A 21052-nucleotide genomic window follows, 5' to 3' on the forward strand; every position below is an offset into this window, starting at 1 on the left:
TGCTTCTGGCCCTGGCGCTTCTCCTCCTGGGAGACTTGCTCTGGACCCTGGGAAGGTTCCCGGCCATGCACCACCAGCAAATCTACCGGGCTGAGGAGCTTCCGCCGATGGGCGGCCCGGTGCTCGTGCTGGGCGCCGGCGTTTACGGCGATGGCGAGCCGACCGAGCTCCTCCAGGGCCGGCTCCGTACGGCCCTGAGCCTCTACCAAAGCGGGAAGGTACGCTGGTTCCTGGTGTCCGGCGACAATCGCCACCCCTCCTACAACGAACCTCAGGCCATGCGACGCTGGCTGGTCAAGCAGGGCGTTCCCCCCACCCGCATCATCAGCGACTATGCGGGCTTCCGCACCTGGGACAGCCTCAAGCGCGCGCAGACCGTCTTCGGTCAGCAGAGGGTGGTCATCGTCACCTCGGACTTCCACCTGCCCCGGGCCCTCTACCTGGCCGATCACCTCGGGCTGCAGGCATGGGGCGTCCCCGCCTCCACCGAGAGCCGTCCACCCGTGAATCGGATCCGCTACTGGGCCCGTGAGTACGTCGCCAGGCACCTGGCTCTCTGGGATGTCTGGTTCCCGCCGGATGCGCGGCTGGGCCCCCGGGAGCCGACCCCGGATGACTGGGACCCGGCCTCATGAATGAAGCCCGCGACCTGCTGATCCTCGGCGCCGGGAGGCTTCCCCAGGGCCGCTACGGCGGCAGCCTGGCGGGCCTGGGCGCCGTGTCCCTCGGACGCGCTGCCGTGGAGGGCCTCCTGGCCCGGACGGACCTGCCCCGACCCGGCAGCCTGATCTGGGGCGTGGCGCGAAGCCACACCCAGGGCATGAACCCGGCCCGCACCCTGGCCCTGCAGGCGGGCCTGCCCTTCGGCACCCCGGCGTTCACCGTGAACATGGCCTGCGGCTCCAGCCTCCAGGCCCTCATCCTCGCCGCCCAGCGCCTGAGGGACGGCGCGGAGGCCCCGGTGCTCATCGGCGGCAGCGAAGCCATGTCGGATACGCCCCACCTGGTGCCGGGCCTGCGCTGGGGGTTCCGCATGGGTCACCGCCAGCTGCCGGACGTCATGCACCACGACGGCCTGCGCTGCCCGGTGACCGGGCTTCTCATGGGGGAAACCATCGAGCGGCTGGCCGCCAGGCGCGGCGTCTCTCGGATCGAAGCGGACACCTGGGCGGCCGGAAGTCATCGGCGGGCCTCCCGGGCGGACTTCCGGGCGGAACTCCTGCCCCATCCAGCGCTGGATCACGACGAATGCGTACGCCAGAAGGTCGCGGTGGAGGACCTGGGCCGCCTGGCCCCGGTGTTCGATCCGCACGGCCAGGTCACGGCGGGGAACGCCTCGGCCCTGTCGGATGGCGCGGCGGGGCTCCTCATCGGCCGACGTGAGCAGGCCGACGGCGCCGTTCCCCTGGCCCGGATCCTGGGGTGGAGCGAGGCCGGCGTGGACCCGCTGGACATGGGCGAGGCGCCCGTCCCTGCCGTGCGGCGCCTGCTGGCGGCCCACGGGATGACCGTGGCGGACATCGACTTGTGGGAGCTGAACGAGGCCTTTTCGGCCCAGCTCTTGGTCTGCCAGCGGCAGCTGGGCCTGCCGGAGGACCGCCTCAATGTCGCCGGCGGGGGCGTGGCCCTGGGCCATCCCATCGGCGCTTCGGGAGCGCGCATCGTCGTGACCCTCGTCCATCAGCTTCGCCAGCGGGGCGGAGGCCTGGGGGTGGCCACGCTCGGCATCGGCGGGGGACTGGGGCTGGCCCTGCTCCTGGAGGTTCCCGCCTAGCCCCCGGCCACTTCCAGCATGGCCTTCAAGGCCCGGTAATCCGTCTTTCCCGTGCCAAGGGTGGGGATCTGGTCGATCTGCCGGACCACGCGAATGTTGTGCAGGGAGGATAGCCCCGCGGCACGGATGGCTGCGTTGGCGTCATCCCGACCGATGCCCGCCACGGAGAAGAGGATCAGGTCGGGGTTGAGGTCCTCCGTGGCGGCTTCCACCGCCAGCAGGGGCTCGACCTCGTCCTCCCCCTGGAAACGTTTGGCCAGGGCCTCCTCGATGGCCGGCAGGGAGACCATCTCGCCGCCCAGCTTCACGAACCGCTTGAGGCGCCCCGCGAACACCAGCACGCCCCGCTCCTGGCGCACCAGATCCCCGGTGCGATACCAGTCCCGGCCTTCGAAGGACTCGAAGGGCGATTCCACATCGGGGTTGAGGTAGCCCGAAAAAATGCTCGGTCCGCGCACCAGGAGCATGCCAGCCTGGCCCGGCTCCACTCGGCGCCTCGCCTCCAGGTCCACGATGGCCCACTCCACGGACACCAGCGGCTTCCCGATGGTTCCGGTCCGGGGATCCTCCTCCCGGTTCACGGACACCACCGGCGAGCACTCGGTGATGCCATAGCCTTCCAGCACGGTGGTCCTCGGCCAGCGCCGGGCCAGGGTGGCGTACACCTGATCCGGGCATTTCTCGGCGCCCGACACCACGATCCGAAGGGACTCCAGGTGCCGATCCTCGGCCGTGCGGAGGATCCCGCCAAGGAAGGTGGGCGTCCCCACCAGCAGCGTGGCGTGATAGGCCTCGATGAGGCGGGCCAGCATCCGGCCTTCGGTGGGATTGGGGTGGTAGACCACCCGCAGGCCCAGCAGCAGCGGCAGGATGGTGGTGGTGGTGAGACCGAAGGCGTGGAAGGGCGGAAGACACCCCAGCACCCGCTCATCCTCGTGGAAATGGATGGCCTGGGTGATGTCCCGGATGTTGGCCAGGATGTTTCCGTGGCTCAGGGGAACAGCCTTGGGTTGGCTTTCACTGCCGCTGGTGAAGAGCAGGGCCGCCGTGGGAGGGGCTTTGGCCGGATCGAGGGAGAACCGGCCGAGGCGCGCACGGAGCGCGGCGGACACCTTGGTCCGCAGGGTGATGCCTTTCCCGACCTCGTCCAGCAGCAGCAGGCGGTCCCTCACGGCCGAGAGGTCCACGCCCTGGGCCTGGAGCCGATTCACCAGCGTGGACACGGTGACCACGTGCTTCACGCCCACGAGGTCCAGGCCGTAGGCCGTGCTGCGGGCCCCGGCGGTCCAGTTCACCAGCACGGGGGTCTTCCCGGCGAAGAGCAGGGCCAGGTACAGGATGCTGGCGCCTCCCGAGGCGGGCAGCATCAGGCCCACATGGGTACCCTCCAGACGCTCGAAGATGGGCTTCAGAACAAGTACCGCCGTGATGACATCCCGGTAGGTCTTCACGCCGCCGAGCTGGTCCGCCAGGACCACGCGGCCCGGATCCCGCCGCGCCTGCTTGAGGAAGACTTCGGGGATGGTGTCTCCTTCGGGCATCTCGATGGGCAGGTCCGTGCGCGAATGGAACCAGGCATGGGGCACCGCCTTGAGTTCCCCTTGGCGCAGGGAGACCGCCGCACCGGTGGCCGCCAATAGCAGATCGCCCACGGTCTGAAGCGAGGCCGGGTCACTGCACGGATATCCGAAGGCCTGCTCGAGCCAGATCTCCAGCTCGCGATGACCCAGGACATCCAGACCCAGGTCCCTCACGAGGTGATGGTGCTCCTGGATGTCCGGATGGCCCGTCACGGCCTGCAAGTGGCGTCTCACCGCATCCCTGACCTGGGGCGGCACGCTGCGGGGATTGCCTTCCACCCTGGGCCGGGGCGGCTCGGGGAGGGTGCGGGGCGCATGATCCCGCCAGACCAGGTAGGGCACGAAGATGCGCGGCGTGGCGCCTTCGTTCAGGCGGGATTCCAGCACGCGGTTGATGGCCTCGCGCCCGGCCTTCACCGGCAGGTCACGGAGTTCCTCGAAGGCCACCCGGACCTCTCGCCGCGGCATGAAGAACAGGGCATTGGCCAGCAGGTAGCCCAATCCCTTCAACAATTCAAGTCCGACGGAGGGACGCCTCCCCGACGCGGCGCTGAAGCGGCTGCCCCAGAGTCCATGCAGGCGCACCACCACCACCCGGACGCCCGGGGTCTGGCGGAGGATCTCCGCGACGGCGCTGTTGTCGGCGAGGTCCTGGGTCTTCTGCCGGGCCAGCCGGGCGCCCGGGAACATCAGGATGTTGCGCCCGGAGGCCAGGCGATCCGCCAGCGCCGCCAGTTCCTCGTCCAGGGCTTCCCGGGTACGGTCCCCATGCTCCACGGGGTCCGGAAGGGGCCTGGCGCCCAGGGCCCGGGCCAGCCAGCGCATGGGCGCGGAGGCGGCATGGTCGCGGCCCATCACCAGGGTGGGCGCGAACTGCCTGTGCAGTTCCGATCCCAGGATGAAGGGATCCACCAGGCTCGGGTGGGAAGCCAGGAAGATGATCCCCGGCTTGGCGCTCGAGGAAACGGCCTCCAGGCCCTCGGTGTGGATTCGGTAGCGCAGCCGCAACAGCGGCTGACCCAGGGTTCGGATCAGGGAATCGATCATCGTGGCGGAACCTAACGGCAGGATGTAGGCGGATCAAGGATTGTAGCGGGAATCCAGGAAGAGCCCCCCACGAGGCATCCTGGGGTTTTGCGGGGAGCCCTAAACCTGGCCCGGGGCTTCTGCGAAGATGGACCAGGGCCTTCGGAGGCCCCTCGAGGATCCCATGACCGACGCGCCCCTGATCCGGCTTACCGACATCACCAAGGTCTATCAGATGGGCGACATGGAAGTGCGGGCCCTGGACGGCGTGTCCATGGAGATCCGCCGGGGCGAATACGTGGCCATCATGGGCCCTTCCGGATCCGGCAAGTCCACCATGATGAACGTCATCGGCTGCCTGGACACACCCACCAGCGGCACCTACGAGCTGAATGGCAAGCTGGCTTCGGCCATGACGGATGACGACCTGGCCCAGATCCGCAATGAGGAGATCGGCTTCGTCTTCCAGACCTTCAACCTGCTCGCCCGCACCACTTCCCTCCAGAATGTCGAACTCCCCCTGATCTACGCGGGGAAGACACCCGCCGAGCGGCACCAGATGGCCATCAAGGCCCTGGAGAACGTCGGCCTGGGCACCCGCAGCGACCACATGCCCAACCAGCTCTCCGGCGGCCAGCGGCAGCGCGTGGCCATCGCCCGGGCCCTGGTGAACGATCCGTCCATCCTTCTGGCGGACGAGCCCACCGGCGCCCTGGATTCCAAGACCAGCGTGGAGATCATGGCCCTCTTCGAGGACCTCTACCAGAAGGGCAACACCATCATCCTCGTCACCCATGAGGAGGACATCGCCCGCCACGCCCACCGCATCGTCAAGCTGCGCGACGGCAAGGTCATCCACGACGAGCCGAACACGCCCATCAGCTCGGAGGAGCACCTGGCGCACCTGAATCTCTAGCCTACCTCCGGTAGACTGGAGGCATGCAGAAGCTCGTCCACGGCATCCACCAGTTCCAGACCCAGATCTTCAAGTCGCACAAGGACCTCTTCGAACGCCTGGGCAGGGATCAGGCGCCGGAGACCTTGTTCATCACCTGCTCGGACTCGCGCATCAGCCCGAACCTGATCACCCAGACCCAGCCCGGCGAGCTGTTCATCCTGCGCAACGTCGGGAACCTGGTGCCCCCCTACGAGAGCCTGGGCAGCACGGCCGCCGGCATCGAGTTCGCCGTCGCCGTCCTCCAGGTCAAGGACATCATCGTCTGCGGCCACTCCAACTGCGGCGCCATGAAGGCTCTGCTGGAGCCCGAGCAGCTGGGGCAGCTCCCCGCCACCCGAACCTGGCTGTCCCATGCCCGCAAGACCGAGCAGATCATGTGGGAGAGCTACGGGCACCTCCAGGGCCACGAGCTGCTGCATGCCACCGTCGAGGAGAACGCGCTCGTCCAGCTGGAGAACCTCCGCAGCCACCCGGCCGTGGCCAAGGCCGTGGCCAACGGCATGCTGCACCTGCATGCCTGGGTCTACAAGATCGAGACCGGCGAGGTGTTCGCGTTCGATCCGGACCGGGGCCAGTACACCTCGGTCACGGGCACGGCGGGCCTGGCGCCGTTGGACACAGAGCACCGGGCCACGGACCTGTCGATCTAGCCGACCGCGCTGGGGATCAGATCTCCAGGCGGTCCAGGCGGTCGGGCCGGTCCCGCCAGCCCTCGTCCACCTTCACGAACAGCTCGAGGCGCACCGGGCGCTGGAGGAGCTTCCTCAGCTCGCGCTGGGCGCTCTGGCGGATGTCCTTGATCATGTCGCCCTGGCTGCCCAGCAGGATCTTGCGGTGGCCGTCGCGGTCCACCAGGATGCGCGCGGCGATGAATACGCCCTCAGGCCCCAGATCCTCCGGATAGTCCGCGTGGCCGGGCTCGACCCACTGCTCGATGAGCACCGCCACACCGTGGGGGACCTCCTCGCGGGTCTTGCGGAGGACCTTCTCGCGGATGAACTCCGCGGCCAGGGAGCGCTCGGTCTGATCCGTGAAGGTCTCCTCGTCGTGCAGCCAGCCTGGCTGGGCGGCATCACGCTCCAGAAGGGTCCACAGGGGATCCAGGTTCAGCCCCATCTTGGCGCCGATGGGCACGATCTCCTTGAAGGGGAGCAGGTCCTTGTAGGTGGCCACCTTCTCCAGGAGGCGCCCCTTGGAGAGCAGGTCGATCTTGTTTAGCAGCAGGTAGGTGGGACGCCCCATCTTGCGCAGGCGCTTGGCCAGGGCGTGCTCGCCGGTGCCCAGGTAGTCGTCCGCGTCCACCACCCACAGCAGCAGGTCGGCCGCTTCCAGCGCCTGCTCCACATGGGCCATCATGCGCTCGTTGAGGGCGTGCTTGGGGAGGTGGATGCCCGGCGTGTCCAGGAAGGCCAGCTGCACGTCGCCGCGGTTCACCACGCCCAGCACCCGGGTGCGGGTGGTCTGGGGGATCTGGCTGGTGGCGGCGAGCTTCTGGCCCAGCAGGGCGTTCAGCAGGGTGGACTTGCCGGCGTTGGGCAGGCCGATGATGGCGATGGTCGCGTGACGCCGCTGCGGGTCCGCGCCGGACTGGTCAGCCACGATGCACGCCCCGCTTGGCTTCCCGGATGAACTGCAACAGGTAGGCCACCTCGGCCACGTGCCCCACTTCCTTCTCGGTCTGGGCCATGGCCTCCTCGCGGAGCAGCCCGGCATGGAAGAGCAGGCGGTGGGCCTTCTTCAGGGCCTCGACGACCTCCACGGGGAAGCCCTTGCGCTGGAGGCCGATGGTGTTCACGCCATAGCTCTTGGTGTCGCGGGCGCCAGCGGTCTTCATGAAGGGCAGCACGTCCTGGGTGGCCACGGTGAACCCGCCCATGAAGGCATGGTGGCCCACGCGGCAGAACTGGTGGACGGCGGAGAAGGCACCGATGTTGCAGCCGTCACCCACTTCCACGTGGCCAGCCAGCGTGGCGCAGTTCGCGAAGATGTTCTTGTTCCCGACGTGGCAGTCGTGGGCCACGTGGGAACCCGTCATCAGGAAGTTGTCATCGCCCAGGGTGGTCAGCCCGCCGCCGCCCTCGGTGCCGCGATGGAGGGTGCAGCCCTCCCGGATCACGTTGCGGTTCCCCACCTTCAGGCGGGTGGGGGCGCCCTTGAACTTGAGGTCCTGGGGTCCCATGCCCAGGGTGGCGTGGGGGTAGATGTCGTTGTCCTCGCCGATCTCGGTATGGGGGCCGATGACCACGTGGCTGCGCAGCAGGGTGCGGGCGCCGATGACGGCGTTGCCCTCGATGACGCAGAAGGGCCCCACGACCACGCCCTCGCCCAGCCGGGCCTCCGGGCTCACCACGCTGCTCGGATGGATCTGCGTGCTCATCGTCCTTCTCCCTCGGCCAGGTCCATCAGCATGGACATGAATTCGGCTTCCGCGACCTTCTGGCCATCCACGAAGGCCTCGCCGCGCATCTTGCAGATCCGGCCCTTGAGCTGGACCACCTTGACTTCCATCACCAGCTGGTCGCCAGGCAGCACCGGCTTCCGGAACTTCGCCCCGTCGATGCCCATGAAGTAGATCACCTTGCGGGCCCGGTCCTCGATGTCCTGTAGGAGCAGGCAGCCGCCGGTCTGGGCCATGGCCTCGAGGATGTAGACGCCGGGGAACACGGGGCGGCTCGGGAAGTGGCCCTGGAAGACCTGCTCGCTGAAGCTGATGTTCTTGAGCCCCCGGATCCACTGCCCGGGCTCGAAATCGAGGATGCGATCCACCAGGAGGATCGGATACCGGTGGGGCAGCAGGTCCAGGATTCCTTGCAGGTCGATCGTTCGGGGTTCGCGTTCCGACATGGGCACTCCAATCCTATAGGTTACCGGCTCCGCCCCCCGGCCTCCAGCCTCAGGATCGCCGGGCCGTCCGCTCGAAGATCCGGGCTTCGATGAACAGGTCCAGCAACCCCCGGTCCAGGGCCCCTGCCCGGGCCTCGTCCTCCAGGATGGCCAGGCTCCGCTCCACGGGCACCGCGCCCTTGTAGGGCCGATCCTGGGCCGTGAGGGCGTCGTAGACATCCGCGATGGCCATGGCCCGGCTCTGGATGGGAATCTCCGGTTCCGTGAGCTTCCGGGGGTAGCCCCGGCCTGTCAGCCGCTCGTGATGGGCGTAGGCGATGTCGGGGATGCCGGCCAGGTCCCGGGTCCAGGGGATCTGTTCCAGGAACCGGAAGGTATGGGTCACATGGCTTTCGATCTCGAGGCGTTCCGTCTCGGAGAGGCTGCCCTTGCGGATGCGCAAGCTGGCCAAGTCACCGGCTTCTAGCAGGCTCCGGCGCTCGCCGCTCCAGTGGGTGAAGGTGAGGTCATCCAGGAGCCCAAGCCCCTCCGCCACCTCCTGGGCCATCACCGTGGGTTCGTTGCTCTGGCGGACCAGGTGGATGAGCCGCTCCGATTCCTCCCGGCGATCCCGGATGGCGCTTTCCCAAAGGTCGAAGCCCCCCCCGCCCTTCCAGGCCTGGGCCAGGGCCTCGAGGGCCTGCTCCAGTTCCCGCTGGCGCAGGCGCTGGAGGATGATCTCCAGCTGGCCGGGATCGAGCTTCTTGGCCTTCACCAGCACCTGCTCGCGGACGCCCACCTTGCCGAAGTCGTGCAGCAGGCTGGCGTAACGCAGCTCCCGCAACTGGCGGTCGCTGAAGGAGAGACCTCCGTAGGCTCCGTTGGGCGTCGCGTTCACGGCCTCCGCGAGGCCGACGGTGAGCTCGGCGACACGCCCGGAGTGGCCGCTGGTGACCGGGTCCCGGGCCTCGATGGCCGTCACGGAAGCGGCGACGAAGCCCTCGAAGAGCCGCTCAATCTCTTCCCGGAGCTGGGCGTTCTTCACGGCCACCGCCGCCTGGCCGGCGAGGCTCTGGGCCAGCCGCTGGTCCGAGGCGGAGAAGGCGATCGCGCGCCCATCCTCATCCAGTCGGTTGAGGAGCTGCAGGACCCCGAGGATCTCGCCTTCCGTGTCCAGCATGGGCACCACGAGCATCGAGGTGGTGCGGTACCCCGCCAGACGGTCGAAGCTGTCGTTGAACCGGTAGGGAGCCTCGACCGGGAGGTCGTAGACATCCGGCAGGTTCAGGCATTCCTTGCAGAGGGCGACGAAGCCCGCCAGGTTCTCCCGCGAGATGGGCAGGGCCTCCCGGTGGAAGGGGAACCTCACGCGGGCGTTCTGGGTGTGGGCGAAGAGCAGCTCGGGACGATCCTCCTCGCCGGCGAGCAGGTAGATCGACCCCGCTTCGGCGTTCAGCAGTTCCCGGGCCTTGGTGAGGATCAAATCCAGCAGCCGGTCCAGGTTCTGTTCCGAGGCCAGGGCGCGGCCCACCTCATGGAGCCGTTCCATGTCGCGGCGATCCTGCAGCCGGGCCCAGGCGGCCCGGACCAGGGCCTCGGCGGCCTCCAGGCCCGGCCAGACCTCGCAATCAGCGAAGGTGCCGTCGCCGGGCACCCCCAGCACCACGTCGGCCCGCCCTCCCTCCACGAAGGCCAGGGCCTCCCGCAACTCCCCGGCCACGCGGTCCAGGAGGATGCTACGGTGCTCTGGGGGGACGGCGACAGTGAAGCGCAAGGCGGATGCAGGCTCCAGGAAGGCGAAGACGAAAGTCCCGTCAGCATATCGGAATTCCCCCGCCCCCACCGCGACCTGGCAGGGATCCGTGGATCGCCTGGCCTGGGGCGGCCGGGGCGTGGCCCACGAAGCTGACGGCCGGCTGCTCCTGCTGGAGGCGCCGCTGGCCCTCTTCCCTGGTGAGCAGGTGGAAGCCACCGTCATCTGGAAGGCCCGCCACGGCGAAGGGCGCATCACCCGCTGGCTCAGCCGGGACCCCCGCCGGGCCCCCGCGGAATGCCCTGTGGCCGGAACCTGCGGCGGCTGCGAGCTGTGGGAAGCCGGTCGCCACGCGCCCGAGCTGAAGCGCCAGATGGTGGCCGACCTTCTCCGTCGCCAGCTGGGCGAAGAGGTGCATTGGGACTGGCGCCCCGCCCCGGAGGAGGCCCGCCGTCACCGCATCCAGCTCCACTGGGACGGCTCCGCCCTGGGCTACTTCCGTCGGCACAGCCATGCACTCGTGCCCGTCTCCGCCTGCCCCGCCGCCGCGGAACCCCTGTCCCAGGCCATCCCGCGCCTGCAGGAGGCGCTGGCGGCGCACATCCTCACCTCCCGCCCAGGCCGCTGGGAACTGTCCACCGGCACGCCCGCGAGCGAGGTGCTCGCCACGGATGAGCGGGGTCGCACCTGGCGTCTGGAACCCGATGGATGGCATCGCAGCGAGGAGCCCCTCGCGCAGCGCCTCGGCGGCATCACGCTCCGGCATGAGCCTGGCGCCTTCTTCCAGGTGAGCCCACCCTGGGCCGCCGAGGCCTTCCGCAGCCTGCTCGAAGGCTGGGACGTGCGGGGTCGCACCCTCTACGACCTCTATGGCGGCGTAGGCCTTTTCTCCGCGCTGCTCGGCAAGCGCTTCGACCACCGCGTGCTGGTCGAGTCCGGCGAGGCGGCCGTGGCCTGGGCCCGCCGCAACCTGGCGGCCCTGGGCCTGCCCTCGGAATGCCAGGTGGGCGATGTGGCCGCCTGGGTGCCCGAGGGACTGGGGCAATCCGCTGACGTGATCCTGCTGGATCCGCCCAGGGCGGGACTGGAACCGGCCCTCACGGAGCGCCTCTGCGCCGCCGGAGCCGGAAAGCTCGTGCTGGTGGGCTGCGACGGCGCGGCCTTCTGCCGGGACCTGAAGCGCCTGGCACCCTCCTGGGACCTCGAGCAGCTGGCCGTGTTGGACCTCTTCCCCCTCACCAGCCACGTGGAGTGCGTGGCCCTGCTGGCCAAACGGCCGTGAGCGCCCCCGCGAGCGCCCTCGGCCGCCACCTGCTCGTGGAATACACGGGCTGCGACGCCGCCATCCTCGCGGACCTGGAGCGGATCACCACCGCCATGCTGGACGCCGCCCGGGCTTCCGGCGCCACCATCGTCACCCACAGCTTCCACCACTTCAGCCCCCATGGCGTCAGCGGAGCCGTGATCATCGCCGAGAGCCACCTGGCCATCCACACCTGGCCCGAGCACCAGTTCGCCGCCGTGGACTTCTTCAGCTGCGGGCCCGTGGACATGGACCGGGGCCTGGCGGTCCTCCACACCGCCTTCAAGGCTACGGGAGAAACCCGGATGACGCTGGAGCGCGGGCCCCTGCGGGCGATCCATCCCTGATCGCCCCTTCGAGCCGCAAGAGCCGCTCCTTCATCCGAAGGCCGCCGGCATAGCCCGTGAGGGTGCCGTCGGCGCCAACGACGCGATGGCAGGGCACGAGGATGGAGATGGGGTTGGCGCCGTTGGCGCGGCCCACCGCCCGGCTGAGGTTCGCGCCGCCCAGGGTTGCCGCCAGCTGGCCGTAGCTGCGGGTCTCTCCGAAGGGGATGCGCTGGAGCTCGGCCCAGACGCGCTGCTCGAAGGGGCTTCCGTGGAGGCGGAGGGGCAGCTCGAAGGCGGTTCTCCGGCCGGCGGCATAGGCCTCCAGCTGGTCGCGGAGGCGGGCCGCGGCGCGAGGATCCGGCGATGCCACTGGACCCGACCGAGCGACTTTCGCCAGCAGGGCTTCACGGAATTCATGGCCTACAAAACCCAGGTAGATGACGGCGCCCTTGGCGTCGAAGGCGACCTGGACGGGACCGAGAGCGGTATCGAGGCGGTGGATTCCCATCATGCAGGCACCCCCTTCAGGCTGGCCCAGAGGTGGAAGGTGGCGAGGCTGCGATGGGGCGCGAAGGGCGCCATGAGTCTCTTGGTTTCGGAGGGCCCCGGGCGCTCCTCAAGCTGGAACCAGCGCTGGAGGGCCAGGGTGAGTGCCGAATCCCCCACGGGCACGCAGTCCCGAAAACCCAGGCCGCGCATCAGCACGTACTGGGCCGTCCAGGGGCCGCAGCCCCGCAGAGCCATCAGCGATGTCTCGGCCCGAGTCGCGGTCAGCAGGTTCTCCAGTTTCAAGTCGCCCCTCGCCACCAGAGCCGCGGCGTTCAGGACGTATTCGGCCTTACGCTGCGAGAAGCGCCGGGCCGTCAGGTCCGCGGGATCCAGGGCGGCGATGCAGGCGGCGTTCGGATGCGCGATGAGGTCGCCGACGGGGGTTCCCGCCAGGCGGATCAGGTCTCGGCGGAGGGCGTAGGCGAAGGCCAGGTTCACCTGCTGGCCCAGGATGGCCCAGACCAGCGCCTCGAAGGGATCCAGGGTCAGGGGAACCCGCAGGCCCTCGCGGCCTCGGGCCAGGCGGGGATGCGCTTCTTCAAAGGAGGTGGCATCCCCGTGCCAGGCCAGCAGCCGCAGAGCCGCCCGGTGGGCTTCCGCCATGGCCTCGGGGCCACCCGCGCCCGCCAGGGACACCACCGCATCTCTGGAACCGAACGCCAGGGTCAGCACCCCCGGCCGGCCGGCGAAGTGGGCGGCCTTGCGAAGGGTGTCGCCCTGCACCTGCTCGGACACGCTCTCGAGGTCCCGGCCATGGAATCGGAGCAGATCTCCGAGCCGGGTGCGCTCGGGCAGCGGCAGCGTGAAGCGGTCGGAGCCCAGCAGGTCCCGATAGGCTCCGGGCGCCAGGCCCGTCTGGCGCCGGAAGGCTTCGTGGAAGCCGGAGGGGCTCTCGAAGCCCACGGCGGCTCCGAGGTCCAGCAGGGGCGTCGCGCCCTCCCGCAGCCGGGCGCAGGCGGCTCGGATGCGGGCGCCCTGGAGGAAGGCGGCGGGCTGGGTGTGGGCATGGTCGCGGAAGAGGGTCTTCAGCTTCGTGAGCCCCACGCCGGCCACTTCCGCCAGGGCCTCGGCCTTGCCGAAAGCGGCCGGGTCTGCCCAGGCGCGGGCCATGGCCTCCTCCAGCCGGGCCAGGTCCGCGTCCTCTCCCCGATAGAAGGCGTCGGGCCGGCACCGCTTGCAGGGCCTCAGTCCGGCCGCCTGGGCGGCGGCCTCATCCAGGAAGAACCGCACGTTGCGGGCCAGGGGCTTCCGCGCCGGACAGGAAGGCAGGCAGTAGATCCCTGTGGTGAGGACGCCCGTGAGCACGCGCCCATCGAAGGAGGCATCCTTCGCCAGGATCCGTTCGTAGAGGTGCTCGTCCGACCAGCGCATGGCTCCATGCTAGGAGCCCGCCGGAGGGAAGTCCTCCGATGGGCGGCGCCGGAATTCTTCCGGTCAGTCCCAGGTCAGCGGCAGGCGGGGCTGGGGCGGTGCCTTGGGCAGCACCCCCTCGAGGCGCAGCAGGAACTCCTTCATGTCCAGGCCCCCGGCATAGCCCACCAGGGATCCGTCGGAACCGATGACGCGGTGACAGGGGATGAGGATGGAGATGGGGTTGGCGCCGCTGGCGCGGGCTGCCGCGCGGATGCATTTCTCGTCCCCCAGACGCCGGGCCAGCTCCAGATACGAGATCGCCTGCCCATAGGGGATCTTCTGCAGCTCCTTCCAGACCCGCGCCTGGAAATCGGTGCCTTCCGCATGCATGGGAATGTTGAAATTCCGGAGATTCCCCGAGAAGTAGGCCTCCAGCTGGCGCTTCAGAAAGGGGAGGCTCTTCGGTACAGGGCCGGTGGGAACCGGGGGAGGCTGGCCGTGCAGCCGGACCAGGTGGGAGAGGCGCCCTTCCCCGTCGAAGGCCGCGCCCAGGTCCCCGAGGGGAGTGGGCAGCAGATGTAAGGGCCCGTTCATAGGCACCAGCATGCCAGAATCACGGTTTTTTGTTGCAATGGATCAGGGATTTCGCCATCCCAGACCCGATTCCAGTTCCCGCAGCGCCCTCGGAATGGGCCCCTCGCCGGGCAGGACCACCCGGTGGCAGGGGACGAGCAGGGCGATGGGATTCGCCGCGCAGGTCATGACGATGAGGTCTTCGTCCACCCCGAGCCAGGCGGCGAGGTCGGCGGGACGGCGGAATTGACCGTAGGGGATCGTCCTCACCGTGTCCCAGATGCGCAATTGCATGGGCGAACCCTGGGGATCCACGGGCACCGTGAACGTCCGGAGGGTTCCCGTCAGGTAGGCGTCCAGCTGGCGGTCGAGGTATCGCTTGGCCTCCCGCTGCTCCTTGGGCGGCAACGGGCTGGTCTTGCGGGGATCGAGGCCCTCCACGGCCAGCTCGCGCAGACGCCCGCGCCCATCGAAGGCCGCACGCATCGGCCCCAGCAGGGTGTTCAGCTCGTAGTGCCAGAGGACCATCAGGGAATCATCGCAGGGTCGTTAGACTGTTTCCATGGCCACTGAACCATTTCGCCTGTCCATCATCGACTATCTGAACGCCGCCCCCCTGAACCACGGATTCAAGCATGGCCTCGGCTGGGAGCACTTCCACCTCAAGTTCCACTACCCCTCGGCCTGTGCGGACCGCCTGCGCTCCGGCGAGGTGGATGCCGGCATCGTCAGCTCCATCGAGTACTTGCGGATCCCGGACCTCCTGATCGTGCCGGGCCTCTGCATCGCGTCGCCGAAGCGGGTGCGCAGCGTGGTGATCCTCTCCAAGGTGCCCCCCGAGCAGATCCGCACCCTGGCCCTGGACACCTCCAGCCGCACCAGCGTGGTGCTGGGGCAGCTCATCCTGCGGGAGCGCTACGGGGTGAGCCCCGAGATCACGGACATGGGACCGGACCTGCCGGCCATGCTCGAAGCCCACGACGCCGCCATCATGATCGGCGACTCGGCCATGCGGGCCCCCCGGCAGGGGCTCTTCGTGCTGGATCTGGCCGAGGAATGGCACGCCTGGACGGGCCTGCCCTTCGTCTTCGCCCTGTGGCTGGTCCGGAAGAACGCCCCGCAACTGCCCGTGCCCGGCGGGGTGGCCTCCTTCTTCCACAGGAGCTACGAGATCGGCATGGCCCAGCTTCCGGCCATCATCGAGGAGGCCCGGCGCACCATCGGCTGGACCAAGATCGAGCTGCACGAGTACTTGACGGAGAACATCAGCTACACCCTGGGCGAGGCCGAACGCGAAAGCCTCGCCCTCTTCTTCGAGAAGGCCGTGCGGCACGGGTTCGCCCCTGAAGAAAAGCCGCTGCGGTTCCTCTGAGCACGCCCGCCACCGACCCCCCCCCACCAGGACGCCCCATGACCGACCTCGCCTCCCTCTTCCACACCCACATCACCGAGCGCCAGCGGACCGCCACCGAGGCCCTGGCCGAAACGGGCTTCGACGCCCTGGTGATCTCCAGCGGGCAGGTCTACACGCACTTCGCGGACGACCAGGACGCCCCCTTCCATCCGACGCCTCACTTCGCCCACTGGTGCCCCATGGCGGGCCCCCATCACCTCCTCGTCGTCCGGCCCGGCCAGCGCCCCCGCCTCATCCGGTACGCCCCCGAGGATTTCTGGTACGAGCAGTTGCCTCTGGGGAGCCCGTTCTGGGCCTCGGAATTCGACATCGAGGAGGTGGGAACGGTCGAGGAGGCATGGAAACGCCTGGGATCGCCCGAACAGGCCGCCTACATCGGCAACGAGACGGAGCGGGCCGAGGCCGCCAATCTGGAGCTGAATCCGGCGGGCCTCACCGCCCGCCTGGATTGGAACCGCACGAACAAGTCCGCCTATGAGGTGCAGTGCATCGAGGAGGCGACGGTGCTGGCCGCACGGGGCCACCTGGCCGCCCGGGCCGCCTTCCTGGCCGGCGCCAGTGAGCTGGAGATCCACTACGCCTACATCCAGGCCGTCGGCATCGTCGATCACGAGATGCCCTACGGCAGCATCGTGGCCCTCAACGAGAAAGGCGCCATCCTCCACTACGAGCACAAGCGCGCCAACGTCAGGAACGGCGATGTCCTCCTCATCGATGCGGGTGCCCAGGTCCGCGGCTACGCCGCCGACATCACCCGCACCGTGGCCGCCCCCCACTGCGACAGCCGCTTCGCCGACCTGGTGGACGGCATGGTGAAGCTCGAACTCGGCCTCTGCGACGCCGTGAAGCCCGGCATGCCCTACGGGGACTTCCACCACCTGGGCCACCTGGCCATCGCGGCCCTCCTGAAGGAACACAGCATCCTCAAAGCCGATCCCGAGGAGGCGGTGGAACTGGGCCTGAGCCGCCCCTTCTTCCCCCACGGCCTGGGCCACCACCTGGGCATCCAGGTGCACGACGTGGCCGGCCGCCAGGGCGCGCCCGACGGCACCCTGGCGCCTCCGCCGCCCCAGCACCCCACCCTGCGCACCACCCGCACCATCGAGGCGGGCCAGGTGTTCACCGTGGAACCCGGCCTCTACTTCATCCCCATGCTGCTGCGCCCCTTCCGCGAGAACGAGCACAAGGCGAGGTTCGACTGGAAGGTCATCGACGAGCTCACGCCCTGCGGCGGGATCCGCATCGAGGACAACCTGCTGGTGACCTCCTCCGGGCACCGCAACCTCACCCGGCCGCATCTGCCCAACTAGCCTGCGGAGCTGCCTGGATCAGGCAACCTCACCTTTTGCTTCAGTCCCATCTTGTGAGCCGGTGCGTCTTCGGGTCTGATGGGAGGGACATCCTTTTGATCTACCTCCCAACCAGGCCCCCGGCCGCCCTCCAGGAGTGACCCTGTGTCCGCCCAGCCCTTCGATTCCGCCCGCGACCACCGCATCACGCGTGACGAGGCCGCGAGCCTGGTCCGGAACCACCAGGCCCGCGCCGAGGCCGGCTCCCACCGCGCCTCGGCCTTCAACCGCAGCGCCTTCGAGCAGCTCCTGGCCCAGCCCGGCGCAGCCGGTATCCGCATCTACCACGCCCGGCACGCGGACGGCTCGCCGACGATGGTGATGGTGGCGGTAGACGCCGCAGGGAAGGACCTGGACAGCGCCCAGGCGGTCTACATCCAGAACAGCCACGATTGCCCGCCCTATTGCACCGGAACCAGCCTCTAGGAGGACTTTTGAGGAACCTGGTGTCCCGGTGATCAAGCCCATCTATAGGTGGATCCTCCTCTACGTCTTCGATCCGTTCATCCTGGCACCGATCCTCGCTTTCGCCTGGAGCCGGATCCGGGGAGGGTTTTCCCGCCCTCACTGGATGGGAAGGTTCTTCGCGGTCCAGGTCGTCGATCTGGTTCAAGGGGTCATTTTCATTGCCCTGGCCCTTTCCCACCGGAACAACCAGTGGTTCCGACATTTGTCACAGCCCGTGGTCTTCGCGGGAACGCTCTGGGTGCTCGTCAGGACCTCGCACCCGTCACCACGACGGGTGAGGCTCTACTGGGCCTGTGCTGGAATCGGCCTGCTGGCCGCCGTGGCCGGGGTGTTCGTGAACGGCCTGTTCCTGCGGAATGCGCTGTTCACCACCACCCAGTGCCTGATCTTCATCGTTCTGGGCATTTACGAACTGCGCGGGCTCGCCCTGCGGGACGATGACGAGGACCTCGCGGCCAAGCCCGAGTTCTGGCTGAACAGCGCGATCCTGATCTACGGCTCCACCACCTTGATCTTCAATGCCATTTCGAACCACTTCCTGCGTGTCCTGCCGCCCCACCTGCTCCCCCTTCCCTGGCTCGTGCATGGTCTGGTGATCGTCTTCTACGAAATCGCCCTCGCCAAGGTGTTCCTATGCAGGAAGTCCATCTCTTCCTGATCTTCGTGCTCGCCACGTTCGTCGTGGTGGTGCTGGCGTGGCTCGCGCTCTTCAGCGTGGTGTCGGCGAAGTCGCGCGTCATCCGCGAGCAGCGCAAGGCCCTGGAGGCGGAGCAGCGCCTCCGCCTGGCCCAGGAAGCCTTCATGGACAACGCGCACCACGAGCTCCGCACGCCCGTGCAGGTGCTGGCCGGCCACCTGCAGATGGCCCGGGACCTCAGCACCAGCGAAGAACAGGTTGCGATCCTGGACCGCGCCCAGGAAACGGCCACCCGCCTGGGCCATCTGGTGCAGGGCCTCCTCGACTTCGCCAGCCTCGCCCAGGGAACCCTCACGCTGAGGCCCGGCCCGACGGACCTGGGGTCCCATCTGGCGCAGCTCGGGAAGAAGTTCGAATGCCAGGCCAGGGCCAAGGGCCTGGAGGCGAAGGTCGCCCTGGATCCGCTCCCCGCCCCCCTGGCCTGCGACGCGGCCCGCCTCTCCCAGGCCCTGGAGGCCCTGCTGGACAACGCGGTGGGCTTCACCGAGCGCGGTTCGGTGTCCTTCCGCATGATCGCCCGGCCCGAGGGTGGCGCCTGGCGCCTGCGCCTCGAGATCGAGGATCAGGGCCCCGGCCTTCCGCCGGACTGGGAGCGGCTTCTGAGGCCCTTCGAACAGGAGGAACGCAGCCTCCGCCGGCGGCGCGGCGGGCTCGGAATCGGCCTTCCCCTGGCCGCCGGGATCGTCCACCTGATGGGGGGGCAGATGGGCCTGATCCCGCTCACCGCGGGAACCCTGGCCTGGGTTGAGATCCGGTTGGAGGAAGCAGAGGGCTGACGAAGCCTCGTTTTCCGATATACATGGAGGATCCCCCGGAGCCTCCATGCCCGTCCGCGCCCTCCTGGCCTGCCTGATTCTCGTCCCTGCCCTGTCGGGACAGGGTTCTGGGCAGCTCACCCTCGAAGCCGTGGCGCATCCCACGAAGCGGGTGGCCTATGCAGGTCGGCCGGCCACGCGCCTGGACTGGCTGCCGGACGGCGCCCTGGTCGAAACCCGGCGGGAGGGCGACCAGGTGGCCCTCTACCGGATCGACCCCGCCACCTGGGAACGGAAGCCCCTGCTGGAGTCCGCCCGCCTCCAAGCGGCCCTTGTGGCGGCAGGGGCCGGAGAGGCCGCCGCCAAGGAGGCCCTCGGACGCGGCGCCTTCATCTGGAAGGAGGGCCACAGCGCTTTCCTGCTGACCGTGGCGGAGGACCTCTTCCTGGTGGACGTGAAGGCGGCCGCGGCCAAGCGGCTCGTGGGTGGAAACCCCGAAGAAGCGTCCTTCAGCCCCGACGGCCGGCAGGTCGCCTATCTCAAGGGCAACGATCTCTACCGGGTGGAGGTGGCCACGGCCCGGGAGACCCGGCTCACCACCGGCGGCGGGGAGACCGTGTTCAATGGGCGCCTGGACTGGGTGTACCAGGAGGAGGTCTATGGCCGAGGAAGCTTCCGCGCCTTCTGGTGGGCCCCGGACTCGAAGCGCCTGGCCTACCTCCGCCTCGACGAGACCAAGGTGCCGGTCTACACCCTCATGGATGACCGCTTCCAGCCCCAGAAGGCGCTGAAAGCTCGCTACCCCAAGGCCGGGGACCCCAACCCCACTGCCCGCCTGGGCGTGGTGGACCTCTCAGGATCCACCACCTGGATGGACGAGCCGTACTCCGGCCAGGAGACCCTCATCGTGCAGGTGGGCTGGGACTCGGCCGGCCACCTGCTGGCCACCCACCAGGACCGGATCCAGAGCTGGCTGGACCTCCGCCGCTACGAAGGGGCCACATCCCGGCTGCTCATCCACGAGAATGGCCGCGCCTGGCAGGAGCGGCTGCCCCTGCCCCACTTCCTTTCCGACGGGAGCTTCCTGTGGGAGTCGGGACGCACAGGGCGCCACCACGTCTACCGCTACGGCAAGGACGGCCAGCTCATCGGCGCCGTCACGGCCGGGGACTGGGATGTCCGGCAGGTGCATGGCGTGGACGCCAGAACCGGGCAACTCTATTTCGATGCGACCGAGCGCAGCCCCATCGGCCTGGACGCCTACCGGGTGGGGCTTGATGGGAAGGGCCTCGTGCGGCTGACGGACCGGCCGGGCACCCACCGAGTGAAGTTCAATGCCGCGTTCACCGCCTTCCTCGACACCTGGAGCGACATCCACACCCCTCCCCAGCAGTCACTCCACGACGGCCATGGCAAGCTGGTCCGCCTCATCGACGCCAACCCGGCCGAGGCCTGGAAGGCCCTGAAGCTCGGCAGGGTGAGCTTCCAGCAGGTGAAGACCCGCGACGGCTTCCCCATGGAAACGATGCTGGTCCTGCCCGTGGACTTCGATCCCGCGAAGAATTACCCCGTGTTCCAGACGCTCTACGGCGGCCCCATGGCCCCCGAAGTCCGGAACCTCTGGCGCCGGGACATGCCCTGGTTCCAGTTCCTGGCCCAGCAGGGCATCGCCACCTGGGTCTGCGACAACCGCAGCGCCTCGGGGAAGGGCCTGGCCAGCGCCCACGGCATCTACCGCAACCTGGGGGCCCAGGAGCTCCAGGACCAGCTCGACGGCCTGGCCTGGCTGAGGGCCCAGGGCTGGGCGGACATGGACCGGATCTGCCTGGACGGCTGGAGCTATGGCGGCTTCATGACCACCTACGGCCTCACCCACAGCAAGGCCTGGAAGCTGGGCATCGCCGGGGCGCCCGTGACGGACTGGCGCCTCTACGACAGCATCTACACCGAGCGCTACATGGGGCTGCCCTCAGCCAACCCGGCCGGCTACGAGTCCAGCTCCGTGCTCAAGGCCGCGGCCAACCTGTCCGGCAGGCTCCTGCTGCTCCACGGCACCCTGGACGACAACGTCCATCCCCAGAACACCGTCATGCTCATCGACGCCCTTCAGAAGGCCGGACTTCCTACGCAGATCGTGCTGCTGCCTGGCTCCGACCACAGCCCGCGCGCACCTCAGCACAACTGGGCGCGCTTCCAGGCCATGTGGGAGTTCCTGTCGAAGTACCTATAGAGTGCCTAACAAAACCCCCACGGGGTCGCGCGAGGGCCGCCGGGCGAGCGAGGCGTGGAACGCGAGTCAAAGCGTAGCGGGTACTACGCGCGACGAGCGTGACGCGGCATCGCGACGC

General features: G+C 68.8%; 21 protein-coding genes. 12 read left to right on the plus strand and 9 right to left on the minus strand.

Going from position 1 to position 21052, the window contains the following annotated elements; translation table 11 throughout:
- Window positions 1-65: 65 nt before the first annotated feature.
- Window positions 66-635: a SanA/YdcF family protein gene (locus tag MLJ35_RS06635; protein ID WP_243383661.1), complete on the plus strand. Its 570-nt coding sequence runs from the start codon at window positions 66-68 to the stop codon at window positions 633-635.
- Window positions 632-1774, plus strand: coding sequence for a thiolase family protein (locus MLJ35_RS06640; RefSeq protein ID WP_243383662.1), 1143 nt, complete (start codon window positions 632-634; stop codon window positions 1772-1774). Before MLJ35_RS06635 ends, MLJ35_RS06640 begins: the two co-directional genes overlap by 4 nt.
- On the opposite strand, the gene MLJ35_RS06645 is transcribed toward MLJ35_RS06640, so the two are convergent.
- Entirely contained in the window at window positions 1771-4401 is a 2631-nt protein-coding gene (locus MLJ35_RS06645) for an AMP-binding protein (RefSeq protein WP_243383663.1), read from the minus strand. The genes MLJ35_RS06640 and MLJ35_RS06645 overlap by 4 nt on opposite strands.
- Before the next feature lie 163 nt (window positions 4402-4564).
- Between MLJ35_RS06645 and MLJ35_RS06650 the strand changes: the two genes are divergently transcribed.
- Window positions 4565-5296, plus strand: coding sequence for an ABC transporter ATP-binding protein (locus tag MLJ35_RS06650; protein WP_243383664.1), 732 nt, complete (start codon window positions 4565-4567; stop codon window positions 5294-5296).
- 23 nt (window positions 5297-5319) lie between these two features.
- The gene (locus MLJ35_RS06655) at window positions 5320-5988 is read left to right on the plus strand and encodes a carbonic anhydrase (protein WP_243383665.1); all 669 of its coding nucleotides are present in this window, start codon (window positions 5320-5322) and stop codon (window positions 5986-5988) included.
- 16 nt (window positions 5989-6004) lie between these two features.
- On the opposite strand, the gene era is transcribed toward MLJ35_RS06655, so the two are convergent.
- From era to MLJ35_RS06675, 4 genes are read right to left on the minus strand one after another with little or no spacing between them, the layout of a single operon-like run.
- Window positions 6005-6937, minus strand: a complete 933-nt coding sequence (era, locus tag MLJ35_RS06660; protein WP_243383666.1) for a GTPase Era — start codon at window positions 6935-6937, stop codon at window positions 6005-6007.
- Entirely contained in the window at window positions 6930-7715 is a 786-nt protein-coding gene (lpxA, locus tag MLJ35_RS06665; RefSeq protein WP_243314885.1) for an acyl-ACP--UDP-N-acetylglucosamine O-acyltransferase, read from the minus strand. Before lpxA ends, era begins: the two co-directional genes overlap by 8 nt.
- Window positions 7712-8182, minus strand: a complete 471-nt coding sequence (gene fabZ / locus MLJ35_RS06670) for a 3-hydroxyacyl-ACP dehydratase FabZ (RefSeq protein WP_243288180.1) — start codon at window positions 8180-8182, stop codon at window positions 7712-7714. The genes lpxA and fabZ overlap by 4 nt, the downstream gene beginning before the upstream one ends.
- Before the next feature lie 49 nt (window positions 8183-8231).
- Window positions 8232-9935 (minus strand): HD family phosphohydrolase, encoded by a 1704-nt coding sequence (locus tag MLJ35_RS06675; protein WP_243383667.1) that lies wholly within the window; start codon window positions 9933-9935, stop codon window positions 8232-8234.
- 88 nt (window positions 9936-10023) lie between these two features.
- On the opposite strand from MLJ35_RS06675, the gene MLJ35_RS06680 reads away from it, so the two are divergent.
- The gene (locus tag MLJ35_RS06680; protein WP_243383668.1) at window positions 10024-11196 is read left to right on the plus strand and encodes a class I SAM-dependent RNA methyltransferase; all 1173 of its coding nucleotides are present in this window, start codon (window positions 10024-10026) and stop codon (window positions 11194-11196) included.
- Window positions 11193-11564: an adenosylmethionine decarboxylase gene (speD, locus tag MLJ35_RS06685; protein WP_243383669.1), complete on the plus strand. Its 372-nt coding sequence runs from the start codon at window positions 11193-11195 to the stop codon at window positions 11562-11564. Before MLJ35_RS06680 ends, speD begins: the two co-directional genes overlap by 4 nt.
- Here speD and MLJ35_RS06690 read toward each other — a convergent pair.
- From MLJ35_RS06690 to MLJ35_RS06705, 4 genes are all read right to left on the minus strand, one after another.
- On the minus strand, window positions 11506-12057 hold the full coding sequence (locus MLJ35_RS06690) for a methylated-DNA--[protein]-cysteine S-methyltransferase (RefSeq protein WP_243383670.1): 552 nt from the start codon (window positions 12055-12057) through the stop codon (window positions 11506-11508). The two genes, speD and MLJ35_RS06690, sit on opposite strands and share 59 nt — an antisense overlap.
- Window positions 12054-13466 carry a DNA-3-methyladenine glycosylase 2 gene (locus tag MLJ35_RS06695; protein ID WP_243383671.1) on the minus strand — a complete coding sequence of 471 codons (1413 nt, stop codon included), beginning with the start codon at window positions 13464-13466 and terminating at the stop codon, window positions 12054-12056. Before MLJ35_RS06695 ends, MLJ35_RS06690 begins: the two co-directional genes overlap by 4 nt.
- Window positions 13467-13529: 63 nt before the next feature.
- Window positions 13530-14054: a methylated-DNA--[protein]-cysteine S-methyltransferase gene (locus MLJ35_RS06700; RefSeq protein WP_243383672.1), complete on the minus strand. Its 525-nt coding sequence runs from the start codon at window positions 14052-14054 to the stop codon at window positions 13530-13532.
- Between the two features lie 30 nt (window positions 14055-14084).
- Complete coding sequence (locus MLJ35_RS06705) at window positions 14085-14549, minus strand: methylated-DNA--[protein]-cysteine S-methyltransferase (RefSeq protein ID WP_243321917.1); 465 nt, start codon at window positions 14547-14549, stop codon at window positions 14085-14087.
- Window positions 14550-14583: 34 nt separating this feature from the next.
- Here MLJ35_RS06705 and MLJ35_RS06710 point away from each other — a divergent pair, with 34 nt between their 5' ends.
- The 6 genes from MLJ35_RS06710 (at window position 14584) to MLJ35_RS06735 (ending at window position 20934) form a co-directional block, all read left to right on the plus strand.
- Window positions 14584-15393, plus strand: a complete 810-nt coding sequence (locus MLJ35_RS06710) for a menaquinone biosynthetic enzyme MqnA/MqnD family protein (RefSeq protein WP_243383673.1) — start codon at window positions 14584-14586, stop codon at window positions 15391-15393.
- A gap of 38 nt (window positions 15394-15431) precedes the next feature.
- Window positions 15432-16745 (plus strand): Xaa-Pro dipeptidase, encoded by a 1314-nt coding sequence (gene pepQ, locus MLJ35_RS06715; RefSeq protein WP_243383674.1) that lies wholly within the window; start codon window positions 15432-15434, stop codon window positions 16743-16745.
- A gap of 144 nt (window positions 16746-16889) precedes the next feature.
- On the plus strand, window positions 16890-17210 hold the full coding sequence (locus MLJ35_RS06720) for a hypothetical protein (RefSeq protein WP_243383675.1): 321 nt from the start codon (window positions 16890-16892) through the stop codon (window positions 17208-17210).
- A gap of 28 nt (window positions 17211-17238) precedes the next feature.
- Entirely contained in the window at window positions 17239-17910 is a 672-nt protein-coding gene (locus tag MLJ35_RS06725) for a hypothetical protein (RefSeq protein ID WP_243383676.1), read from the plus strand.
- Entirely contained in the window at window positions 17886-18725 is an 840-nt protein-coding gene (locus MLJ35_RS06730; protein WP_243383677.1) for a sensor histidine kinase, read from the plus strand. The genes MLJ35_RS06725 and MLJ35_RS06730 overlap by 25 nt, the downstream gene beginning before the upstream one ends.
- 46 nt (window positions 18726-18771) lie before the next feature.
- On the plus strand, window positions 18772-20934 hold the full coding sequence (locus MLJ35_RS06735; RefSeq protein WP_243383678.1) for a S9 family peptidase: 2163 nt from the start codon (window positions 18772-18774) through the stop codon (window positions 20932-20934).
- The last annotated feature ends 118 nt before the right edge of the window (window positions 20935-21052 follow it).

This window comes from Geothrix alkalitolerans, assembly GCF_022808885.1.
GTDB lineage: Bacteria > Acidobacteriota > Holophagae > Holophagales > Holophagaceae > Geothrix > Geothrix alkalitolerans.

Bases quoted from the DNA above. Each gene is read 5' to 3' on its own strand.
- MLJ35_RS06635 (WP_243383661.1), top strand. From the start codon at position 66: ATGCACCACCAGCAAATCTACCGGGCTGAGGAGCTTCCGCCGATGGGC.
- MLJ35_RS06640 (WP_243383662.1), top strand. From the start codon at position 632: ATGAATGAAGCCCGCGACCTGCTGATCCTCGGCGCCGGGAGGCTTCCC.
- MLJ35_RS06645 (WP_243383663.1), bottom strand. From the start codon at position 4,401: ATGATCGATTCCCTGATCCGAACCCTGGGTCAGCCGCTGTTGCGGCTG.
- MLJ35_RS06650 (WP_243383664.1), top strand. From the start codon at position 4,565: ATGACCGACGCGCCCCTGATCCGGCTTACCGACATCACCAAGGTCTAT.
- MLJ35_RS06655 (WP_243383665.1), top strand. From the start codon at position 5,320: ATGCAGAAGCTCGTCCACGGCATCCACCAGTTCCAGACCCAGATCTTC.
- lpxA (WP_243314885.1), bottom strand. From the start codon at position 7,715: ATGAGCACGCAGATCCATCCGAGCAGCGTGGTGAGCCCGGAGGCCCGG.
- fabZ (WP_243288180.1), bottom strand. From the start codon at position 8,182: ATGTCGGAACGCGAACCCCGAACGATCGACCTGCAAGGAATCCTGGAC.
- MLJ35_RS06690 (WP_243383670.1), bottom strand. From the start codon at position 12,057: ATGATGGGAATCCACCGCCTCGATACCGCTCTCGGTCCCGTCCAGGTC.
- MLJ35_RS06695 (WP_243383671.1), bottom strand. From the start codon at position 13,466: ATGCGCTGGTCGGACGAGCACCTCTACGAACGGATCCTGGCGAAGGAT.
- MLJ35_RS06700 (WP_243383672.1), bottom strand. From the start codon at position 14,054: ATGCTGGTGCCTATGAACGGGCCCTTACATCTGCTGCCCACTCCCCTC.
- MLJ35_RS06705 (WP_243321917.1), bottom strand. From the start codon at position 14,549: ATGGTCCTCTGGCACTACGAGCTGAACACCCTGCTGGGGCCGATGCGT.
- MLJ35_RS06710 (WP_243383673.1), top strand. From the start codon at position 14,584: ATGGCCACTGAACCATTTCGCCTGTCCATCATCGACTATCTGAACGCC.
- pepQ (WP_243383674.1), top strand. From the start codon at position 15,432: ATGACCGACCTCGCCTCCCTCTTCCACACCCACATCACCGAGCGCCAG.
- MLJ35_RS06730 (WP_243383677.1), top strand. From the start codon at position 17,886: ATGCAGGAAGTCCATCTCTTCCTGATCTTCGTGCTCGCCACGTTCGTC.
- MLJ35_RS06735 (WP_243383678.1), top strand. From the start codon at position 18,772: ATGCCCGTCCGCGCCCTCCTGGCCTGCCTGATTCTCGTCCCTGCCCTG.